Genomic DNA, 19306 nt, shown 5'->3' with positions numbered 1-19306 from the left:
CGCCGCCCGCGCGGGTGGTCCGGGTCGTGAGTGAGAAACAGGGCTAGAACACTGTTTCCCACTCACGACCGGGCGGGCTGATCTCACACGGGCGCCAGTGCCATGTTCACCTTCGGGGACCGTCCGCATTCGACAGGAGGAGGTGCCCGGCGCGCGGGACCTAGCCTCGGTCCGCTGCCGCCCGAATCCCTGATCGGCACGGAGGAACCAGCATGCGCGACGCCCAGCAGGCGCACCCGAGCGAAGACGTGCACGGTCTTTCCCCGTACCAATCGGGGATCTGGGCGGCCGTCGCGCTGAACAAGGACTCGGCGCAGTACAACCTGCTGCTGCGGGTGCGGTTCGAAGGCGAGCTCGACCTGCCCTTGCTGGCCAAGGTGTTCTCGCGGGTGCTGGCGCGGCACGACAACTTCCGCACGGTGTTCTTCGACGTCGAAGGCGTGCCCTACCAGGACTTCCAGGGAGCCGCCCGGCCGGAGGTCCGCGTGGCCGACCTGTCCGCCGCGGCGGATCCCGGTGCGGTGATGCGGGAAGAGCAGCAACGCCCCTTCCCGCCAGGTGGTCCGCTGGTGCGCGCGACGCTCTTCGTCGAAGGGCCGGGGATCGCGCACGCCCAGGTCGTCGTGCACCACCTCGTCGCCGACGGCTTCTCTTTCACCGTCCTGGCGAACCAGCTCGTCGAGGACTACGACGACGCGCTGAAAGGGCTTACCCGGATCCGCCGCGCGCCGAGCCCGTTCCGGCGGAGCCTGCCGGCGGCGGCCCGGTACCGGGAGTCCGCGGAGTTCCGCGACGATCTGGCGTTCCACCGCGCCGCGCTCGCCGGGGCCACTCCCGTGCTCTTCGCGAAGTCCGGGACCGCGCCGGGCAACGAGCGGCACACCTTCCGGCTGCCGGGGGAGTGGGTGGCCCGGGTCCGCGCCGCCGGACTGCCGATCTTCCCGTACCTCGCCGCCATGACCGGTGTCTTCCTCTCGCGCGTGCACCGGTCGGCGGAGGGCGTCCTCGGCGTCCCGCTGCTCAACCGGGACGACGAATTCCTCGAGACCGTCGGGAGTTTCACCAACACCGTGCCGCTGCGGGTCGCGGTCCCCGCCGGGACCACCGTGCGCGCGCTGGTGGCGGACGTCCAGGCGGCCACCCGGGAACTGCGGCGGCACGGCCGCACCCCGCTGGAGGACATCCTGCGCGAGCTGCCCGGCCGGCCCCGGCAGCTCTACGACGTCACCCTCAGCTACCTGCGGCTGCCCAGCCCGCGGACGAACCTGGTGCACCGCACGGTCATGGAGACGCCGTGCCACGAGCAGGACGCGCTGTCCATCCTGGTCACGGCCGTCGAGGGCCAGGACGACGTCGAGGTGTCCCTCGACTGCGCGCGGGACGTGTTCGGCGCCGAGCTGCCCGGCGAGCGCGTCGCCGCGCTGTTCGGCTGCCTGCTGGAGAACGGGATCGCCGGTGCCGACGGGCCGGTGGCGGAGGTGCCGATGCTGCCCGGCGCCGAGCGGGCGCTGCTCGACGCGTACGGCCGGGGCCCGGAGGTCCCGTTCCGCGACGAAGCCACGTTGAGCGGCCTCTTCGAGGAGCAGGCCGCCCGGCACCCCGGCCGGCTCGCCGTCACCGGCCCGGACTTCCGCCTGAGCTACGCGGATCTGGACGCCGCCGCGAACCGGGTCGCCCGCAAGCTGATCGCCGCGGGTGTGGGGCCGGGCGACCGGGTCGTCGTCGCGCTGGAGCGCGGGCCCGACCTGCTGCCCGCGCTCTTCGGGGTGATCAAGGCGGGCGCCGCGTACGTGCCGGTCGACCCGGCCCACCCCGCCGAGCGCATCCGGTTCCTGGTCGGGGACAGCCGCCCCGCGGCCGTGCTGGTGTCCGGCGGCACCGCCCTGCCGCCGCTCGGCGGGACGCCCGTGTGGCGGGTCGGCGACCTGCGCGAAGGGGACGCCTCGCCGGTCGGCGCGCGCGCCACGGCCACCGACATCGCCTACGTCATCTACACTTCCGGCTCGAGCGGCCGCCCGAAGGGTGTCCTCGTGCGCCACCGCTCGGTGGTGAACCGGCTGGCGTGGATGCAACGCCGCTACCCGCTGGGCGAGCACGACGTCCTGCTGCAGAAGACGCCCACTTCGTTCGACGTCTCGGTGTGGGAGCTGTTCTGGTGGGCGCTCGAAGGCGCCGCGGTCGCGCTGCTGCCGCCCGGCGGCGAGAAGGACCCGCGGACGATCCGGGCCGCGGTCGCCGAGCACGGCGTCACGGTCGCGCACTTCGTCCCGTCGATGCTCGGGTCGTTCCTCGAGGGCGCCGAAGCGGACGCCGGGTCGCTGCGACGGGTGTTCTGCAGCGGGGAAGCGCTTCCCGCCGCGCACGTCGAGCGGTTCAACCGGCTGTTCCGCGTCGCCGGGGGCGGCCCGGAACTGGTGAACCTGTACGGCCCGACCGAGGCGACGGTCGACGTCACCTCCTACGACTGCCCGGCGGGCACCACTGTCGCGCGGGTCCCGATCGGCCGCCCGATCGACAACACGCGCCTCCACGTCGTCGGCGCGCACGGCGAGTTGCAGCCCCTCGGCGTCGCGGGCGAACTGTGCATCGGCGGAGCCGGGGTCGCCGCCGGCTACCTCGGGCGGCCCGGGCTGACCGCCGAACGGTTCGTGCCGGACCCGTTCGGCGGCGAAGGGCGGCTCTACCGCACCGGCGACCTCGCGCGCTGGCTGCCCGGCGGCGACCTCGAGTACCTCGGCCGGCTCGACGACCAGGTCAAGATCCGCGGCAACCGCGTCGAACCCGGCGAGGTCGCCGGCGCCCTGCTGAGCGCGCCCGGGGTCACCGGCGCGGTGGTGGTCGACCGGACGACCGCCGCCCGGGGCACCCACCTCGTCGGCTACTACACCGGCGACGGCACCGGCCTGCGCGAGCACCTGGCGCGCGAGCTGCCGGAGTTCATGATCCCGGCGTTCCTCGTCCCGCTCGACCGGATTCCCCTGACCCCCAACGGGAAAGCCGACCGCCGCGCGCTGCCCGAACCGGCGGCGGGCAGCACCGGCGCGGCCCGCCCGTTCACCGCGCGGGAAGCCGTGCTCGCCGGGATCTGGGGCGAAGTGCTCGGCCGCACCCCCGAGTCACCCGACGAGGACTACTACGCCCTCGGCGGCGATTCCCTGCTGATGCTGCGGATCCGCGCGCTCGCCGAGCAGGGCGGCCTCCGGTTCGCGCTGGCCGATCTCGTGCGCCACCCGACCGTCGGCGGGCTCGCCGAGCACGTCGAAACCGCCGGAGCGGAGGAGATCGCGCCGCCGCGGCTCGGGCTGGTGTCCGCCGTGGACCGCGTCCGGCTGGGCGACGTCGAGGACGCCTACCCGCTGACCCGGCTGCAGCAGGGCCTGATCTACCACAGCCGGGAGGCCGGCTCCACCGTCTACAAGGACGTCTTCCGGTACCGCCTGCGGGTGGCCTGGGACGAGCCGGAGTTCCGGAAGGCGGTCACCCGGCTCGCCCGGCGCCACCCCGCGCTGCGGACGAGCTTCCACCCCGGCGAGTACGCCGAGCCGCTGCAGGTCGTGCACCACGCCGTGCCCGGCGCGCTGGAGGTCGCCGACCTCCGCGGCACCGCCCGCCCGGTGGCCGAAGCCGAAGTGCTGGCCCACATCGAGCGGCGCCGCCACCACGACTACGACTTCGGGACCCCGCCGCTGTACCTGTTCCGGGCGCACGTCCGCGACGACGGCCTGGACCTGGTGTTCAGCTTCCACCACGCCCTGCTCGACGGCGGCAGCGTCGCCACGCTGGTGAGCGAGCTGCTGCGCGGCTACGCGCACGGCCTCGGCCTGCGCGCCGCGCCGGTGCCGGACCTGCCCATGCCCTCGGCGGCGGCGTACCTCCGCGAAGAACGGCACGCGCTGGCTTCGGCCGAGAGCGCCGACTTCTGGCACGGCACCCTCGACGGGAGCGAGGCCTCCTCGATCGGCGGGTTCGGCCCGCACGAACCGCGCGGCGCCCGTGCGACGTCGCACCGCGCGGACCTGGCCCCCGAGCTGGGCGCACGGGTCCGGGACTTCGCCCGCGAACGCGCCCTCTCGGTGAAGTCCGTCCTCTTCGCCGCGCACTGCCTCACGCTGGGCCTGTTCTCCGGCAACCCCGACGTCACGACCGGTGTCGTCACGCACGGCCGCACCCACGACGGCGTCGCCGGGCTCTTCCTCAACACCCTGCCGCTGCGGGTGAGCGCGGGCGGGCGCAGCTGGTCCGGCGTCATCCGCGAAGCGTTCCTCGCGGAGAAGGCGGCCTACGCGCACCGCCGCTACCCGCTCAGCGCCATCCAGGACCGGCTCGGGCGCCCGCCCGCCGTGACGGCGTTCAACTACGTCCACTTCCGGCAGCTCGGCGAAGCGGTCCGGATCCCCGGCGTGGACCTGCTGGCGTTCGACACCTACGAGCAGACCAACTTCGAGCTGCTCGTCAACGTGGTCACCGACCCGGCCGACGACCACCTGTGGCTGCGCGTGGACGGCAACGGCACCACGGTCACCGCCGCGCAGCTCCGCCTGTACGGCGACCACTACGTGCGCGTCCTGACCGAACTGCTCGACCGGCCCGACGATCCCGCCGGCCTGGGCTTCCTCACCGCGCCGCCACCTCAGGCCGTCCCGGCGGCGCACCACGCCGACGTCGTCGCGCGGTTCGACCGGTGCGTCGCGGACCACCCGGCCGCGCTCGCGCTCACCGGGGAAACGCAGTGGACGTACGGCAAGCTGGGCGCGGCCGCGGACGCGGTTGCCGCGAACCTGCGGCGGCGCGGCGTGCGGGCCGGTTCGATCGTCGGGGTCGCGGCCGGGCGGGACCCGGAGACGATCGCGGTCCTGCTCGGCGTGCTCAAGGCGGGCGCGGCGGTGCTGCCGCTCGACACCGGCTACCCGCCGCGGCGGCTGGCCCACCTCGTCGAGCACGCGGACCCGGAGCTGGTCGTCGGTTCCCACCCGGCGCTGCCCACCCGGCGGACCGTCGCCGCGGCCGAGCTGCTGCGGCCGGCGGGTGCGCCGCCCCGCGGGGTCGTCACCCCGGAAACCACCGCGTACGTCCTGTTCACCTCCGGCTCGACCGGGCAGCCCAAGGGCGTCGCCATGCCGCACCGGGCCCTGGCCAACCTGGTCGCCTGGCAGGACCGGACCGCCAGCGGCCGCGCCGCGGTCACCCTCCAGTACGCGCCGCTCAGCTTCGACGTGTCGTTCCAGGAGATCTTCGCGACGCTCTGCTTCGGCGGGACGCTCTGCCTGGTCCCGGACCGGGGCGACCCGGCGGCGGTGCTGCGGCTCATGCGTACCCACCGCGTCGAGCGGGTGTTCCTGCCGTACGTCGCGCTCCAGCAGCTCGCCTCGGCCGCCGTGGCCACGGGTTCGTTCCCCGAGGACCTCCGGGTCGTCATCTCGTCGGGGGAGCAGCTCCGGATCACCGACGAGATCCGGCGGCTGTGCGCCGCGGTGCCGGGGGTGCTGCTGGAAAACCAGTACGGCCCCACCGAGACCCACGTCGTCACCCACCACACGCTCACCGGGCCGCCGGAACACTTCCCGGACCTGCCACCCATCGGCAGGCCGATCGACGGCGCCGCCCTGCACGTCCTCGACGCGGACCTCCGGCGGGTCCCGCCCGGCGTCACAGGCGAGCTGTACGCGGCCGGCACGTGCCTCGCGGACGGCTACCTCGGCCGCGCCGACCTCACCGCGGAACGCTTCCGGGACACCGGATCCGGCCGCCTCTACCGCACCGGCGATCTCGGTTACGCGCTCCCGGACGGCTCGATCGTCTGCACCGGCCGCTCCGACGACCAGGCCAAGGTGCGCGGTTTCCGGGTCGAACCGGCGGAAGCGGAACTGGCACTGGGCGACCTCGCCCGCGGGCCCGGCGAAGTCGCCGTCGTCGTCCGGCCCCGGCACCCGGGCGGGGACAACGAGCTGGTCGCCTTCCTGACCGGCGCCCCCGCCGGCGCGGGCGAGCTGCGCGCGGCGTTGCGCGAGACGCTGCCGGAGCACCTGGTGCCGACGCACTTCCAATGGCTGCCGGACCTGCCGCGCACGCCCAGCGGCAAACGCGACGACGCGGCCCTGCGCGCGCTGCCGCTGGAAGTGGCCGCCACCCACGACACCACGCCGCCGCGCGACGACCGCGAACGCGTGCTCGCCGAGCTGGTCGCGGACCTGCTCGGGCTGCCCGCGATCGGCGTGCACGCCAACGTCTTCGACCTCGGTATGACATCGCTCGTCGCCATGCGGGTCGTGGTGACGCTGGAACAGCGGTTCGGCACCGAGCTGGCGCCGTCGGCCCTGCTGGCCGCGCCCACCGTGGCGACGCTCGCCCGGCGGCTGGGGGCGGCGAAGCCGGTGTTCTCGGCGCTCGTCCCGCTGAAGCCGCACGGCAGCGGGCGGCCGCTGTTCATCGTGCACCCGATGGGCGGCAACGTGCTCTGCTACGTCCCCCTCGCGAAGCACCTGCCGGACGACCTGCCGGTCTACGCCCTGCAGGCGGCCGGCGCGGAGGCGGGCAGCACCCCGCTGTCCACTGTGGAGGACCTGGTCGGGAGCTACCTCGCGGAGATCCGCACGGTGCAGCCGCACGGTCCGTACACGATCGCCGGGTGGTCCTTCGGCGGGTTCGTCGCGTTCGAGCTGGCCCGGCGGCTGGGGGCCGCCGGGGAAGCGGTGGACCGGCCGATCCTGCTCGACACGGTGGCCGTCAACCCGCTGCTGCGGGAGAGCTACACCGACGAGGCGCTGCTCGGCTGGTTCTTCTGGGAGCTGCTGTGGCTCGAGCGCGGCGGTGCCTCGCCGCTCGAAGGGCTGCCCGCGCACGTCGTGTCGCTCGACGACCGGTTCGAGCACATCGCGCGGCGCGCCGCGGAACTGGGCGTGCTGCCGGCGGGCAGCTCGGCCGCGGTGATCCGGCGGCTGTTCCGGCTCTACCGCGCCAACTGGCAGGCCACTCTCGCGTACCGGCCGCCGGAGACCGGCCAGGACGTCGTCCTCGTCCGCGCGGAAGAGCCGCTGCCCCAGGTGCTGGAAGCGATGCACGGCGCGGCGGGCAGCCTGCACCACCTGCCGGACAACGGCTGGGGCGCGCTCACCGGCGGCACCGTCGAAGTCGTCACCACCCCGGGCGACCACCTCACGATCATGGAAGAACCCCGGGTCGCGCGGCTCGCCCGCGTCGTCAGCGAACTGATCCACGGCCAGGAGGCGCAGTCCCATGCCAGCTGAACACCTGAAGGTCATCGTGCTCGGGGCCGGCATCGGCGGCCTCGCCCTCGCGGCCGCGCTGAAGCGGTGCGGCATCGAGGTCGAAGTGCACGAGCGGGCCACGACGTTGCGCGCCGAAGGCTCCGGTCTCGGCATGATCACCAACGCCATCAGCGCGCTCGCCACCCTCGGCATCGACCTCGACCTCGCCCGCCGCGGCGAAGTCGTCACCGCGTTCGACATCAAGGACGCCCAGGGCGGCCCGATCGTGCGGCTGCCGATGCCCGAGGTCGGCCACGAGCTGGGCGCGCCGAGCGTGTGCATCGGCCGCAACGCCCTGCACGAGGCCCTGCGCGAAGCCGCCGGTGGGGTGCCGGTCTTCCTGGGCAGGCGGGCGGTCCGCGTGGAGTCCGGGGTGTACGGCGCCACGGTCGAGTTCGACGACGGCAGCACCGCCCGCGGCGACGTCGTCGTGGGCGCGGACGGCTTCAACTCGGTGGTGCGGCGCCAGTTCGCCGGGCCGGACGAGGCGGTGCTGGAGCCCGGTTACGTCTGCTGGCTCGCCATCACGCCGTTCCGCCACCCGGCGCTGCCGAAGGGCGCCGTGGCGCACTACTGGGGGAGCGGCCAGCGCTTCGGCCTGCTCGACATCGGCGGCGGCGACTTCTACTGGTGGGGCACCAAGAACCTGCCGGTGGCCGAAGCCCGTGACTGGCGCGGCACCCGCGAAGACCTGCTGGCGCTCTACGACGGCTGGGCGGACGAAGTCACGGCCGCGATCGCGGTGACGCCGATCGAGAACGTCATCGCCGTCCCCGCGCGCGACCGCGTCTTCCTCGAGAAGTGGGGCGAAGGCCGGGTGACGCTGCTGGGCGACGCGGCGCACCCGATGCTGACCAGCCTCGGCCAGGGCGCCGGGATGGCCGTCGAGGACGCCGTCGTCCTGGCCACGACCCTCGCGCGGATCGACGACCCGGTCGCCGCGCTGCGCAGCTACGAGGACCAGCGGCGGGACCGGACCCGGATGGTCGTCGAGGCGTCGCGCGCCTTGAGCGAAAGCGAGCAGCTGGAGGACCCGGCGCTGCGGCGCGAGCGCGACGACCGGCTGCGCGGGACATCGTTCGACGACCTCGTCGCCGGCCAGCGCGACCTGTTGACCTTCCCCGGTGTCCTCGTCTGAAGGAGTGCGATGAACGGCCGTCCGCTCAGCGCCGTCGAGCGCTGGTATTGGTGGTGTGACCAGGTCTCACCGCTCAACGTGATCTCGAGGGTGGAGGTGCGCGGCGAACTCCCGCCGGGGCTGCTGCGCGCGGCGCTCGACGCGCTGCAACGGCGGCACCCGCTGCTGGGGCTGCGGATCGAGACCGACGCGGACGGCAACGACCCGGTGTGGGTGCCGACCGGCCGGCGGATCCCGTTGCGGTGCGTCGGCGGCGGCGACTGGGTGCGCGAGGTCGACGAGACCGAGCTGGCCGAGGCCGTGCCGTGGCGGCTCGGCCCGCTGATCCGGGCGACGCTGATCGACCGGGAGGGCGCGCAGGACCTCGTGCTCACCCTGCCGCACTGCGTCGCCGACGGCACCACCGCGATCTCCCTGGCCCGGGAATGCCTGGAGCTGGCGGCGAAGATCGAGCGGGACGAGCCGTTGCCGGCCCCGCTGCGGACGCCGCCTTCGCCCGAGGACGTCATGCCGGCCCGGAACCTCGGCAGCGCCGGCGAGCAGCGCCGCGCCGACCAGCAGCGCCGGGACGCCGACGACGTCGCGCGCCTGCGGCCGAGCCGGTTCGAGCCGAGCGCGGCGGTGCCGATGGCTTCGCGGCGCACCCGCGTGCTGCACCGCGAGCTGACCGGCGCCGAGCTCGCCGCCGTCGTCGAGGCGTGCCGGCGCGAGCGGTCCACGGTGCACGGGCTGCTGGCGGCGGCGATGGCCCGCGCCGCCGGCGGATCCGGCCACGTCGCCATCGGGTCGCCGGTCGACTTCCGGGCCGAACTGGTCCCGCCGGTCGCCGCGGACGAGGCCGGGACGTACGTGGCCACCATCCCGACGTTCGTCGACTGCGACGTCCCCCTGTGGGACGCGGCCCGGGCGGCGAGCGCGGACCTGGCCCGGCGCAAGGACCGCGGCGAGCACTTCGACCTGGTCGGGTTCGTGGCGGGCAGCGGGCTGAAGTCGTTGGCGGACGCCGAGCCGATCATGCGGTACATGGAGGAGAGCGGGCCGATCAACCTGTGCCTGTCCAACCTCGGCCGCTTCGCCGTGCCCGGCGTGATCGGCCGGTGGCAGGTGGACGGCAGCCAGTTCGTGGCGGGCCTTTCCGTCAACGGCTACGTCGTCGCGACCGTGAACACCAGCCACGGCCGGCTGTTCTGGAACTGCGCGTACATCGCGGACGCGGTGCCCGGAGACCGGGCCGCCGCGCTCGTCGACCGGTGCCTGGACGCGGTGCGCTCCGCCGCGCGGGCCTCGTGAGGAGGAGAACGATGGTCAACCGTGCGAACAACGGCCGGACCGTGGTGGTCACCGGCGCGTCGACCGGTCTCGGCCGGACCACGGCGCTGAAGCTCGCGGAGGCCGGCTTCCGGGTGGTGGCCGGGGTGCGCCGCGCCGCGGACGGCGAAGCCCTGATCGCCGGGTCCGCGGCGTTGACCTACGCGGTCATCGACGTCACCGACGACCGCACGATCGCCGCGGCGGCCGATGCCCTCGCCGGCCCGGACGGCGTGTGGGGGCTGGTGAACAACGCGGGCATCTGCGTGTCCGCGCCGGTGGAATGCCTGTCGTCGGACGACCTGCGCCGCCAGCTGGAGACGAACGTGATCGGCACGCTGGCGGTCACCCGCGCGTTCCTCCCGCTGCTGCGCACCGCGGGCGGCCGCGTCGTCAACGTGACGTCGGGCCTGGGTTCCCTGGTGGTCCCGTACCTGGGCGCGTACGCGATGGCGCAGTTCGCGAAGGAAGCGATGAGCGACGCACTCCGCCGCGAGCTGGCCCCGGCAGGCGTCGGCGTCTCCGTCGTCCGCCCGGGCGCGATCATGACCCCGATCTGGGCCAAGGTTTCCCAGGACGGCCGAGGGGTTCTCGCGGCCGCCCCGGAACCCGTCACCCGCCTGTACCGCGACACGTTCCTGCGCTTCCTGGCCGGGAACGAGGCGGGCGCGCGGGCCAGCAGGACCCGCCCGGAGGACGTGGCGGCCGCGGTCCACCACGCACTGGCCTCGCCGCGCCCGAAGACGCGCTACTCGGTCGGCCCGGACGCCACCCGCGGCGCCCGCATCGCCCGGCTGCTGCCGGACCGGCTCATCGACCGCATGTTCGCGGGCGTCGTCACGAGCGCGCCCGCCACCGAAGAAACCCTGAGAGGTGCGGCATGACACGTTCGCCGGCGCAGGAAGTTCTCGCGCACAGCCTGGATCTGCTCGAAGCGGGTGATGCCCGGGGCTGGGTGGACCTGTTCGCGGCGGACGGGGTGCTGGAGTTCCCGTACGCCCCGCCGGGGTGGCCGGAGCGGTTCGCCGGGCGCGAGGCGTTGTGGCAGCAGATGGAGAAGTTCGCGGAGCACCTGGAGGTCGCGTTTTCGGGACTGGAGTTCCACGCGACGGGTGAGCCGGACCTGGTGATCGCGGAGTACCGCGGCGACGGCCGGGCGTTGCGGACGGGGCTGGAGTTCCACCAGCGCTACATTTCGGTGGTGCGCGTCCGGGGCGGGGAATTCTTGCTGTACCGGGATTTCTGGAACCCGCTGTCGCACCTGGCCGCCCTGGGCGGCGCGGAAGCGGCGTTGCGGATCGTCAGCTAGGTCAAGCTCACCACCACACCGGTCCGTCCCGGCGGGACTTCGCCGTGCAGCGGGATCACCTTCCCCGCCGCGAAGGTCTTGATGATCAGCATCGGCAGGTCCGGGACGCCGATGAAACCGCACCCGTCGGCCTCGGTGTATTTCGGCGGGCCCGCGTACCCGCCGGCGGCCGCGTTTTCCAGCTGTTCCCGGAGGATTTCGCCGGGTTCACCGTCTCGAAGGGTAATAACCCCCAGCACGAGCGGTCCGTTGGCGCCGCGGCCGCCGGAGAAAGCGTCTTTCAGGACGACGCCGTTCCGCGCGCCGATCCGTTCCGCGACAGCGGAGAGACGTGCGCGGTGCCGTCTGCGCCGGAAAACCATGCCGTCAGGCTAGCGCGGCCACATGGGGCCGAGTAGCGGATGGTGCCGCGGCTGATCGTCGTTTAGATTTCCGGGACGTCCTTCTCCTGGGGGGAGCCGGAATGCGGTGCTGGGGGACTCTTTGCGTCATCGTCGCCGTCGTGCTCGGCGTCTTCACCTTGCCGGTGGCCGCCGCGCGGGCCGCCGAATCCTGTCCGGACGTGCTCGTCCTCGGCTCGCGCGGCTCGGGTGAGGACGTCACCGACAACAACGGTGTCGGCCCGGCCGTCGCGGCGTTCTACGGGCAGTTCCAGCCGTTGGTGGTGGCGGCGGGCAGTTCGGTCGAGCTCTGGGCCAACGGCCTGGCGGACACCCCCGAAGAAGTCGCCGCCCAGTACCCGGCCGTCCCGGTCTTCGGGGGCTTCGAGGCGATGGCCAACGGGATCGGGGCGGGGCTGGGCTTCAGCAAGGGACGGCTGGGCGGGTACACCGCGTCGGTCGCCAAGGGCGAGGCGAACCTCCGGGCGAAGATCCAGTCCGTGACCGACCGGTGCGCCGGCACCCGGCTGGTGCTGTCCGGCTACAGCCAGGGCGCCCAGGTGACCGGGAACGTCTACCGCGCGTTGCCCGCCAACCAGCGCGACCGGGTGCTCGGCGTCGCGCTGTTCGGCGACCCCTTGCTGAACGGCCGGGCGCGCACCAGCCTCGGGAACCTCGACCGGCTGCGCAACGGTCTCCTGACCGCCGTTCTGGCGGAAGCGCCGCCGGAGTTCCCGGCGCCCCGCGACAAGGTGCGGTCGTACTGCCACGCCCTCGACCCGATCTGCCAGGGTGTCCTGAAGTGGTCGACCTTCAGCCACCCGGTCGCGTCGTTCCTGTTCACGGAGCACCGGAACTACGACTCGGTGGGGGACGGGCCGGGACAGGACATCTACCCGCTCGACGCGGCCAAGTTCTTCGCCGCGCGGGTCCGCCCGGCGCCATCGTCGGCCGGGCCCGAGGCGGCGATCACGCCCGTCGACGGGGCGGTGCCGGGCAAGCCGGTCCTGCTGTCCGCGGGCGAGTCGTCCGATCCGGCCGGGCGGCCGCTGACCTACGCGTGGGACCTCGACGGTTCCGGCCGGTACGCGACCGCCACCGACGGCGACGTCCTCGAGACGTCGTTCGCGGCCACGGGGGACTACTCGATCGGGCTCAAGGTCACCAACGACGCCGGGCAGTCCGCGGTCGCCACCACGTCGGTGCACGTCGGCGGACCCGGGCTCTACACCGCGGTACCCGATCCGCCGTCCGCCATCGCGTGGACGGCGGCGGCGGACGGTGAGTCGGCCACGTTGACCTGGCAGCCGCCTGCGACCGGGCCGCCGGCCGAGGGGTACGCGGTCGTCACACCGGACGGTCAGGTGGGCAGTGTGATCACCCACGACGGGCCCGCGTCGCTGACGTTCAAGGATTCCGACCTGCCCCTCACCGTCGCACTGAGGTCGATCAACCGCCGGGGAGCGGGCCCGGTATCGGCCCAGGTGCGGATCTCGGTGAAGTCCCAGGTGATGGTCGTCGGCGACTCGATCAGCCAGGGCAGCGCGGGCGACTTCACCTGGCGTTACCGGTTCGACAAGCACGAAACCGCCGTGAACGCCCAGCTTTCGCTCGTCGGCCCGCGGGACGACCTGTTCGACAACGTCGCCGGCACCTGGAACGACAACCACACCTACGCCGACCCCGCGTTCACGCAGTACCACGACGCCATCTGGGGTGAGTCGCTCGGCGGTGCCGCCGCACGCGTCGAAGGCGATGTCGGCGCGCACCACCCGGACTACCTGCTGGTGCTGCTCGGCATCAACGACCTCGGGTTCGGGATGAGCGACCCCGCGGGCACGGAGGCGAGCCTGCGCACGTTCATCGCCAACGCCCGCGAGGCCGATCCCGGCGTGCAGTTCGTGTTCGGGACCGTGCTGCCCAACCAGCGGACGGAGAGCGAACCCGCCTTCGCGGCCTCGGTGGCCGACTTCAACGCCCGGCTCCGGCGCACCGTCGACGAGCTGTCCACAGTGGACTCGCAGGTGCACGTCGCGGAGACGGCGAAGGACATCGTCCCGGCCGCCGACCTGTGGGACGGGACGCACCCCAACGCGCAGGGCGAGGTGAAGATCGCGGCGGCGTTCGCGGACTCGCTGGCCGGCGACCTGGCGGTCGGCGAGGCGTACCCGCGGCCGTACCCCACCGTCCCCTTGGGACCGCGGGTGGCGCCCCAGCTGAGCGCCGCGCCGGGCAGCGGGCAAGCCGATCTGTCGTGGACGCTCTCGCCCGGCGCGACCGGCTACTACGTGCACACCAGGGACGTCACCGCGGGGGAGACCGCGTTCACCCGGCTCCCGTACCCGGTCACCGGTCCACAGTGGACCGCCGGGCTGCTGACCAACGGGCACACCTACGAATTCCAGCTGAAGGCCACCAAGGGGTCGGCCGAAGGCGTGTTCTCGAACGTCGCGACCGTCACGCCGACCGGGCCGGCCCCGGACGCCGTGACCGACCTTTCGGCGGCTCCCGGCGACGGCTTCGCGACGTTGTCGTGGACGCCGGTGGCGAACGCGACCGGCTACTACGTGTTCCGGAAGAACGTCACCGCGGGCGAGACGGCGTTCACCCAGCTGCCGTGGCCGGTTTCGGGCCCGACCTGGGTGGCCGAGCTGCTGGCCCCGGGGGAGACGTACCAGTTCCAGCTGCAGGCGGCCAACGGCGACATCCGCGGCGGGCTGTCCAACGTGGCCACGGTGGCGGTCACCGGCGCGACGCCGGACGCCGTGACGAACCTGTCGGCGAGCGGCGGCACCGGGATCGCGACGTTGTCGTGGACGCCGGTGGCGAACGCGACCGGCTACTACGTGTTCCGGAAGAACGTCACCGCGGGCGAGACGGCGTTCACCCAGCTGCCGTGGCCGGTGCCGGGTCCGACGTGGGTGGCCGAAGGGCTGACTCCCGGTGGCACGTACCAGTTCCAGGTGCAAGCGGCCAACGGCAGGCTCAAGAGCGGGCTGTCCAACGTGGCCACCGCGAACGTGACCGGGCCGACGCCCGCGGCTGTGACCGACCTGACCGCCGAACCGTCCGGCGACGGCGAAGCGACCTTGTCGTGGACGCGGGTGGCGAACGCGACCGGCTACTACGTCCACGTCAAGAACGTCAGCGCCGGGGAGACGGCCTTCACCAGGCTGCCGTGGCCGGTCGCCGGGCCCAGCTGGGTCAGCGCCGGCCTGGTGCCCGGGGCGCACTACCAGTACCGCGTCCAGCCGGTGAACGGCTACCTGCTGGGCGGCCTCTCCAACACCGCCGACGTCACGCTGACCGGCACCCGCCCGGCGGCGGTCACCGACCTGCGGGCGACGGCGGGCAACGGCCAGGCGACGCTGGCGTGGACCCCGGTCGCCGCGGCCACCGGTTACTACGTCTACGTGCGGAACGTCAGCGCGGGCGAGGGCGACTTCACCCAGCTGCGGTACCCGGTCACGGGGTCGGGCTGGGTGGCGTCGGGGCTGACGCCGGGCGGGCGGTACGAGTTCAAGCTGCAGCCGGTCAACGGGCTGGTCCGCGGCGGGTTCTCCAACGTCGCCGGCGTGACGGCCGGGGGCACGACGCCGGCCGGCCCGGGCGACCTGCGCGCGACACCGGGCACGAACTCGGCGACGCTGGCGTGGACCCCGGCGGCCGCGGCCACCGGCTACTACGTCTACGTGCGGAACGTCAGCGCGGGCGAGGGCGGGTTCACCCAGCTGGAGTTCCCGGTCACGGGGTCGGGCTGGGTGGCGTCGGGGCTGACGCCGGGCGGGCGGTACGAGTTCAAGCTGCAGTCGGTCAACGGGCTCATCCGCGGCGGGTTCTCGAACGTCGCCGGCGTCACGGCGGGCGGCATCACCCCGGCCGGACCGGGCAACCTCCGCGCCACGGCCGGCGACCGCGCGGTGACCCTGAACTGGACCCCGGCGGCGAACGCCAGCGGCTACTACGTCTACGTCCGCAACGCGACGGCCGGCGAACCGAACCTCGTCAAGCTGGCCTACCCGGTGTCCGGCTCGAGCTGGACCGCGCGCGGCCTGATCGCGGGCGCGGTCTACCAGTTCCAGCTCCGCTCCCTCAACGGCCTGATCGAGGGCGGGTTCTCGGCCGTCGTGACCGTCACCGCGAGCGGGGCGGTGCCCGCGGGCCCGGGCAACCTCCGCGCGGTCGCCTCCGGGCAGGCCAACGGGCAGGTCGCCCTTTCCTGGTCACCGGCCGCGAACGCGACGGGCTACTACGTCTACCAGCGGAACGTGACGGCAGGCGAGGCGTTCAAGCAGCTGCCCTACCCGGTCTCGGGCGCTTCCTGGCTCGCCAACGGCCTCGTTCCCGGCGCGACGTACGAATTCCAGCTCCGCTCCCTGAACGGCTACCTGGGCGGCGGGTATTCGGCCACGGCGTCCTCGATCGCCGGCGGCTTCATCCCCCGCGGCCCCACCAGCCTCCGCGCGGTCCGCGACTTCTTTTCGGCGACCCTGCTCTGGACGCCCGCGGCCAACGCGACGGGCTACTTCATCTACATGAAGGACGTCTCGGCCGGCGACACCGGGTTCCGGCAGCTGCCGTACCCGGTGACCGGCGTGTCGTGGACCGTGGAAGGGCTGATCCCCGGCCACAACTACCAGTTCTACTTGCAGTCCCTGAACTACCTGCTGTACGGCGACTTCTCCGGCACGATCGGCTTCCAGCTGTGGAACCCGGCGACGAACGTGGAGGTGACGTGCGACTGGCACGCGGAATCGCCCTACGTCCTCACGAAGATCCGGGCGACCGGGTATCCGCCGAACCGCAAGGTCGAGGTGTACCTGACCACGACGGTGACGAAGTACTACGGGCCGTTCTCCACGAACGCCGCCGGGGAGTGGAGCATGGAAGCCAAGAACACCCTCTATTCACCGGTCGGGATCCTGGTCCAGGACGGGGTGTCCAAGAAAACGGTCCTCACCCGGACCGCCTCGTGCGGCGGCGACCCGGGGGAGGGCAGGATCGGAGCCAACTGACGGCGGCCCGCCGTAACAGCCCGCACCCGGGTGTACGTCAGGGCGCGCCCGGGGTCCGGAACGCCCGGCGGTAGGCCCCCGGCGTGGTCCCGACCTGGTCGCGGAACCGCCGCCGCAGGTTGACCGCGGACGTCAGCCCGACCCGCGTCGCGATCGCCTCCACCGGCAGGTCCGTGTCCTCCAGCAGGGTGCGGGCCTCGGTCACCCGGCGGGCCAGCAGCCACGCGCCGGGGCTCGTGCCGAGCTGGTCGGTGAAGCGGCGGGCCAGCGTGCGCCGGGAGACGCCCGCCCGCGCGGCGAGGTCGCTCACCGACAGCGCCGTGCCGAGGCGGGTGGCCGCCCAGTCCAGGAGGCCGCCGAGTGCGTCCGGAGCCGCGACCGGCGGGGCGAACTGCGCCTGGCCGCCCTCCCGATGCGGTGGCATCACCATGTGCCGCGCGACCAGGGCGGCGTGCGCGGCTCCGTGGTCCTTCCGGACGAGGTGCAGGCACAGGTCGATCCCCGCGCCCGCGCCGGCGCTCGTGGCGACGTCGCCGTGGTCCACGTACAACACGTCCGGTTCCACGCGCACCCGCGGGAATTCGCGGCTCAGCTGGTCCGCGCGCGCCCAGTGGGTCGTCGCGGACCGGCCGTCCAGCAGGCCGGTGCGGGCCAGGGCGAACACGCCGGAGCAGATGGTCACCAGGCGGGCGCCGCGGGCGTGGGCCCGCAGCAGCGCGCGACGGACGCGCGGGGACAGCGGGGCTTCGACCGGCGCCCAGCCCGGGATGAGCACGGTGCCCGCGGTGGCGAGCGCCGACAGTCCACGGGGGACGGACATCGCGTAACCGGCCGTCGTCGGGACCGGGCCCGGCGTCTCCGCGCACACGTCGAATTCGTAGTGCCGCGGCACGCCGGCCCGTGGCGTGCCGAAGACTTCGGCGGCGATGCCGAGCTCGAACGTCGACTGCACCGGCCGCACCAGTGCCACCACGCGGTGCATGGCACGAAAGTACCCCAAGGTGTCTTCCCGGACACTGGGCGGGCCCGCCGCGGCCGGGCAGGGTGGCGGTCATGCACCCCGAGATCCTCGACCAGGACGGCTACACCTCCGCCGCCGTCACGGAAGCGCCGGTCCGCGAACTGTTCCCCGGCATCCGGTTCCGTCCACTGTGGACCGGCGCGGACGGTGCGCACGCCGGCGTTCTGGAGATGGACGCCGGCACGTCGTGGCCGCGCCGGGACGTCCACGAGCCCGGCCCCGAAGAGGTCTACGTCGTCGCGGGCACGTTTCACGACGGGGCCCGCGACTACCCAGCGGGCACGTTCCTGCACGCGCCGGCCGGGACGTGGCACGTGCCCGCCAGCACCACCGGCTGCACCCTGTTCCTGTTCTACCCGGAAGGCTAGAACGGGAAGGAGCCGTGCTGCCCGGCCACGGTGATCCACCGCGTGTCGGTGAACGCCTCGACACCCCACCGGCCGCCGAACCGCCCGTAGCCGGTGGACTTCACGCCGCCGAACGGCGCCTGCGCTTCGTCGTCGATCGTCTGGTTGCCGACGTGGGCGATCCCGGTCCGCAGCCGCCGTGCCAGTGCGAAGCCGCGGCCGGCGTTCTCCGTGATGACGCCGGCCGTGAGCCCGTATTCGGTGTCGTTGGCGATCTCGACCGCTTCGTCGTCGCTGCCGACCGCGAGCACCGTGACGGCCGGGCCGAAGATCTCCTCCCGGAAGATCCGCATGTCCGCGGTGACGTTGTCCAGCACCGTCGGGGCGTACCGCGCGCCGGACGCCCGGCCGCCGCCGGTGCGGACCCGCGCGCCCCGCGCGACCGCTTCCGCCACCAGCTCTTCGACGTGCCGGGCACCGCGGGCGTCGATGGTGGGGCCGACGACCGTCGCCGGGTCCGCGGGATCGCCGTGCGGGAGCGCGCCCACCTTCGCGGCCAGCTTCGCGGTGAACTCCTCGGCGATCGAGTGGTGCACCAGGACCCGGTCGGTGGACATGCAGATCTGGCCGGCGTTGTGGAACGCGCCGAACGCGGCGGCGTCCACGGCGTAGCCCAGGTCGGCGTCGTCGAGCACCAGCAGCGCGTTCTTGCCGCCCAGTTCCAGCACGGCGGGCTTGAGGTGCTGGGCGGCGGTGGTGCCGATGATCCGGCCGACGCCGGTGGAGCCGGTGAAGTTGACGATCCGGACGCGGTCGTCGGCGATCAGCGCCCGCGCGACGTCGGCGGCGTCCTCGCGGGCGTTGGTGACGACGTTGAGCACGCCCGGCGGCAGCCCGGCGTCGCGGAAGAGGTCGGCGAGGAACAGGCCGCTCGCGATCGGCGCGTCTTCGCTCGGCTTCAGCACGACGGTGTTGCCCACCGCCAGCGGCACCGCGATCGCCCGCACCCCCAGGATCAGCGGCGCGTTCCACGGCGAGAAGGCGGCGACGACCCCGGCGGGCTCCCGCACGGCCAATGACAGCTGCCCGGGCGTTTCGGTGGTCAGGACTTCGCCCAGCGGCTGGGTGGTCGCCGCCGCGGCCTCGCGCAGGATGTTCGCGGCGAGCCCGGCGTTGAACCGCGCCCACGGAGCGGCACCCCCGACTTCGCCCGCCATCAGGGCGACGGCGTCGCCCGCGCGCGAGTCGAGGAGTTCCGCCGCCGTCAGGAAGATCGCGCGCCGCGCCGAGGGTGCCGTGGCGGCCCAGCCGGGGAACGCGCGGTGCGCGGCCTCGACGGCGCGGCCGGCGTCGGCGGGCTGCCCGGCGGCGACGGTCGCGAACACTTCGCCGGTGTACGGGCTGGTGTCCTCGGTGGTGCGGCCGCCCTCGGCGGGCACGTCCTCGCCGTCGATGAACAGCTCGCGGTGGAAGGTCATGCGCCCGAGTCTGTGCCCGCGCGGTCGGCGCCGGGTGGGCGATTC

The 19306-nt window shown here is 73.6% G+C and carries 10 protein-coding genes; 7 read left to right on the top strand and 3 right to left on the bottom strand.

Annotation, left to right across the window (positions count from 1 at the left end; genetic code table 11):
- The first annotated feature begins 212 nt into the window (after positions 1–212).
- From AB5J73_RS38620 to AB5J73_RS38600, 5 genes are read left to right on the top strand one after another with little or no spacing between them, the layout of a single operon-like run.
- A complete protein-coding gene (locus AB5J73_RS38620; RefSeq protein WP_370963760.1) occupies positions 213–7244 on the top strand; it encodes an amino acid adenylation domain-containing protein in 7032 nt (2343 codons plus the stop codon).
- Complete coding sequence (locus tag AB5J73_RS38615; protein WP_370963759.1) at positions 7234–8403, top strand: FAD-dependent monooxygenase; 1170 nt, start codon at positions 7234–7236, stop codon at positions 8401–8403. The genes AB5J73_RS38620 and AB5J73_RS38615 overlap by 11 nt, the downstream gene beginning before the upstream one ends.
- Positions 8404–8412: 9 nt before the next feature.
- A complete protein-coding gene (locus tag AB5J73_RS38610; protein WP_370963758.1) occupies positions 8413–9693 on the top strand; it encodes a hypothetical protein in 1281 nt (426 codons plus the stop codon).
- Between the two features lie 11 nt (positions 9694–9704).
- Positions 9705–10595, top strand: a complete 891-nt coding sequence (locus AB5J73_RS38605; RefSeq protein WP_370963757.1) for an SDR family NAD(P)-dependent oxidoreductase — start codon at positions 9705–9707, stop codon at positions 10593–10595.
- Positions 10592–11020 carry a nuclear transport factor 2 family protein gene (locus AB5J73_RS38600; RefSeq protein ID WP_370963756.1) on the top strand — a complete coding sequence of 143 codons (429 nt, stop codon included), beginning with the start codon at positions 10592–10594 and terminating at the stop codon, positions 11018–11020. The genes AB5J73_RS38605 and AB5J73_RS38600 overlap by 4 nt, the downstream gene beginning before the upstream one ends.
- On the opposite strand, the gene AB5J73_RS38595 is transcribed toward AB5J73_RS38600, so the two are convergent.
- Positions 11017–11382, bottom strand: a complete 366-nt coding sequence (locus tag AB5J73_RS38595) for a hypothetical protein (RefSeq protein ID WP_370963755.1) — start codon at positions 11380–11382, stop codon at positions 11017–11019. The genes AB5J73_RS38600 and AB5J73_RS38595 overlap by 4 nt on opposite strands.
- Before the next feature lie 101 nt (positions 11383–11483).
- Between AB5J73_RS38595 and AB5J73_RS38590 the strand changes: the two genes are divergently transcribed.
- A complete protein-coding gene (locus AB5J73_RS38590) occupies positions 11484–16415 on the top strand; it encodes a fibronectin type III domain-containing protein (RefSeq protein ID WP_370963754.1) in 4932 nt (1643 codons plus the stop codon).
- A 37-nt stretch (positions 16416–16452) separates the two neighbouring features.
- Here AB5J73_RS38590 and AB5J73_RS38585 read toward each other — a convergent pair whose 3' ends face one another.
- Complete coding sequence (locus AB5J73_RS38585) at positions 16453–17397, bottom strand: GlxA family transcriptional regulator (RefSeq protein ID WP_370963753.1); 945 nt, start codon at positions 17395–17397, stop codon at positions 16453–16455.
- 71 nt (positions 17398–17468) lie between these two features.
- Here AB5J73_RS38585 and AB5J73_RS38580 point away from each other — a divergent pair, with 71 nt between their 5' ends.
- Positions 17469–17804: a cupin domain-containing protein gene (locus AB5J73_RS38580; protein ID WP_370963752.1), complete on the top strand. Its 336-nt coding sequence runs from the start codon at positions 17469–17471 to the stop codon at positions 17802–17804.
- On the opposite strand, the gene AB5J73_RS38575 is transcribed toward AB5J73_RS38580, so the two are convergent.
- Entirely contained in the window at positions 17801–19261 is a 1461-nt protein-coding gene (locus tag AB5J73_RS38575) for an aldehyde dehydrogenase family protein (RefSeq protein WP_370963751.1), read from the bottom strand. The genes AB5J73_RS38580 and AB5J73_RS38575 overlap by 4 nt on opposite strands.
- Positions 19262–19306 lie beyond the last annotated feature (45 nt).

This window comes from Amycolatopsis sp. cg9 (genome assembly GCF_041346945.1).
GTDB lineage: Bacteria > Actinomycetota > Actinomycetes > Mycobacteriales > Pseudonocardiaceae > Amycolatopsis.
The sequence above is the reverse complement of the archived record's forward strand: the minus strand, read 5'-3'. Positions and strand labels throughout refer to the sequence as shown.

What these genes read in the sequence shown, in the direction of transcription:
- AB5J73_RS38620 (WP_370963760.1), top strand. Translation starts at nt 213, where the DNA reads ATGCGCGACGCCCAGCAGGCGCACCCGAGCGAAGACGTGCACGGTCTT.
- AB5J73_RS38615 (WP_370963759.1), top strand. Translation starts at nt 7,234, where the DNA reads ATGCCAGCTGAACACCTGAAGGTCATCGTGCTCGGGGCCGGCATCGGC.
- AB5J73_RS38610 (WP_370963758.1), top strand. Translation starts at nt 8,413, where the DNA reads ATGAACGGCCGTCCGCTCAGCGCCGTCGAGCGCTGGTATTGGTGGTGT.
- AB5J73_RS38605 (WP_370963757.1), top strand. Translation starts at nt 9,705, where the DNA reads ATGGTCAACCGTGCGAACAACGGCCGGACCGTGGTGGTCACCGGCGCG.
- AB5J73_RS38600 (WP_370963756.1), top strand. Translation starts at nt 10,592, where the DNA reads ATGACACGTTCGCCGGCGCAGGAAGTTCTCGCGCACAGCCTGGATCTG.
- AB5J73_RS38595 (WP_370963755.1), bottom strand. Translation starts at nt 11,382, where the DNA reads ATGGTTTTCCGGCGCAGACGGCACCGCGCACGTCTCTCCGCTGTCGCG.
- AB5J73_RS38590 (WP_370963754.1), top strand. Translation starts at nt 11,484, where the DNA reads ATGCGGTGCTGGGGGACTCTTTGCGTCATCGTCGCCGTCGTGCTCGGC.
- AB5J73_RS38585 (WP_370963753.1), bottom strand. Translation starts at nt 17,397, where the DNA reads ATGCACCGCGTGGTGGCACTGGTGCGGCCGGTGCAGTCGACGTTCGAG.
- AB5J73_RS38580 (WP_370963752.1), top strand. Translation starts at nt 17,469, where the DNA reads ATGCACCCCGAGATCCTCGACCAGGACGGCTACACCTCCGCCGCCGTC.
- AB5J73_RS38575 (WP_370963751.1), bottom strand. Translation starts at nt 19,261, where the DNA reads ATGACCTTCCACCGCGAGCTGTTCATCGACGGCGAGGACGTGCCCGCC.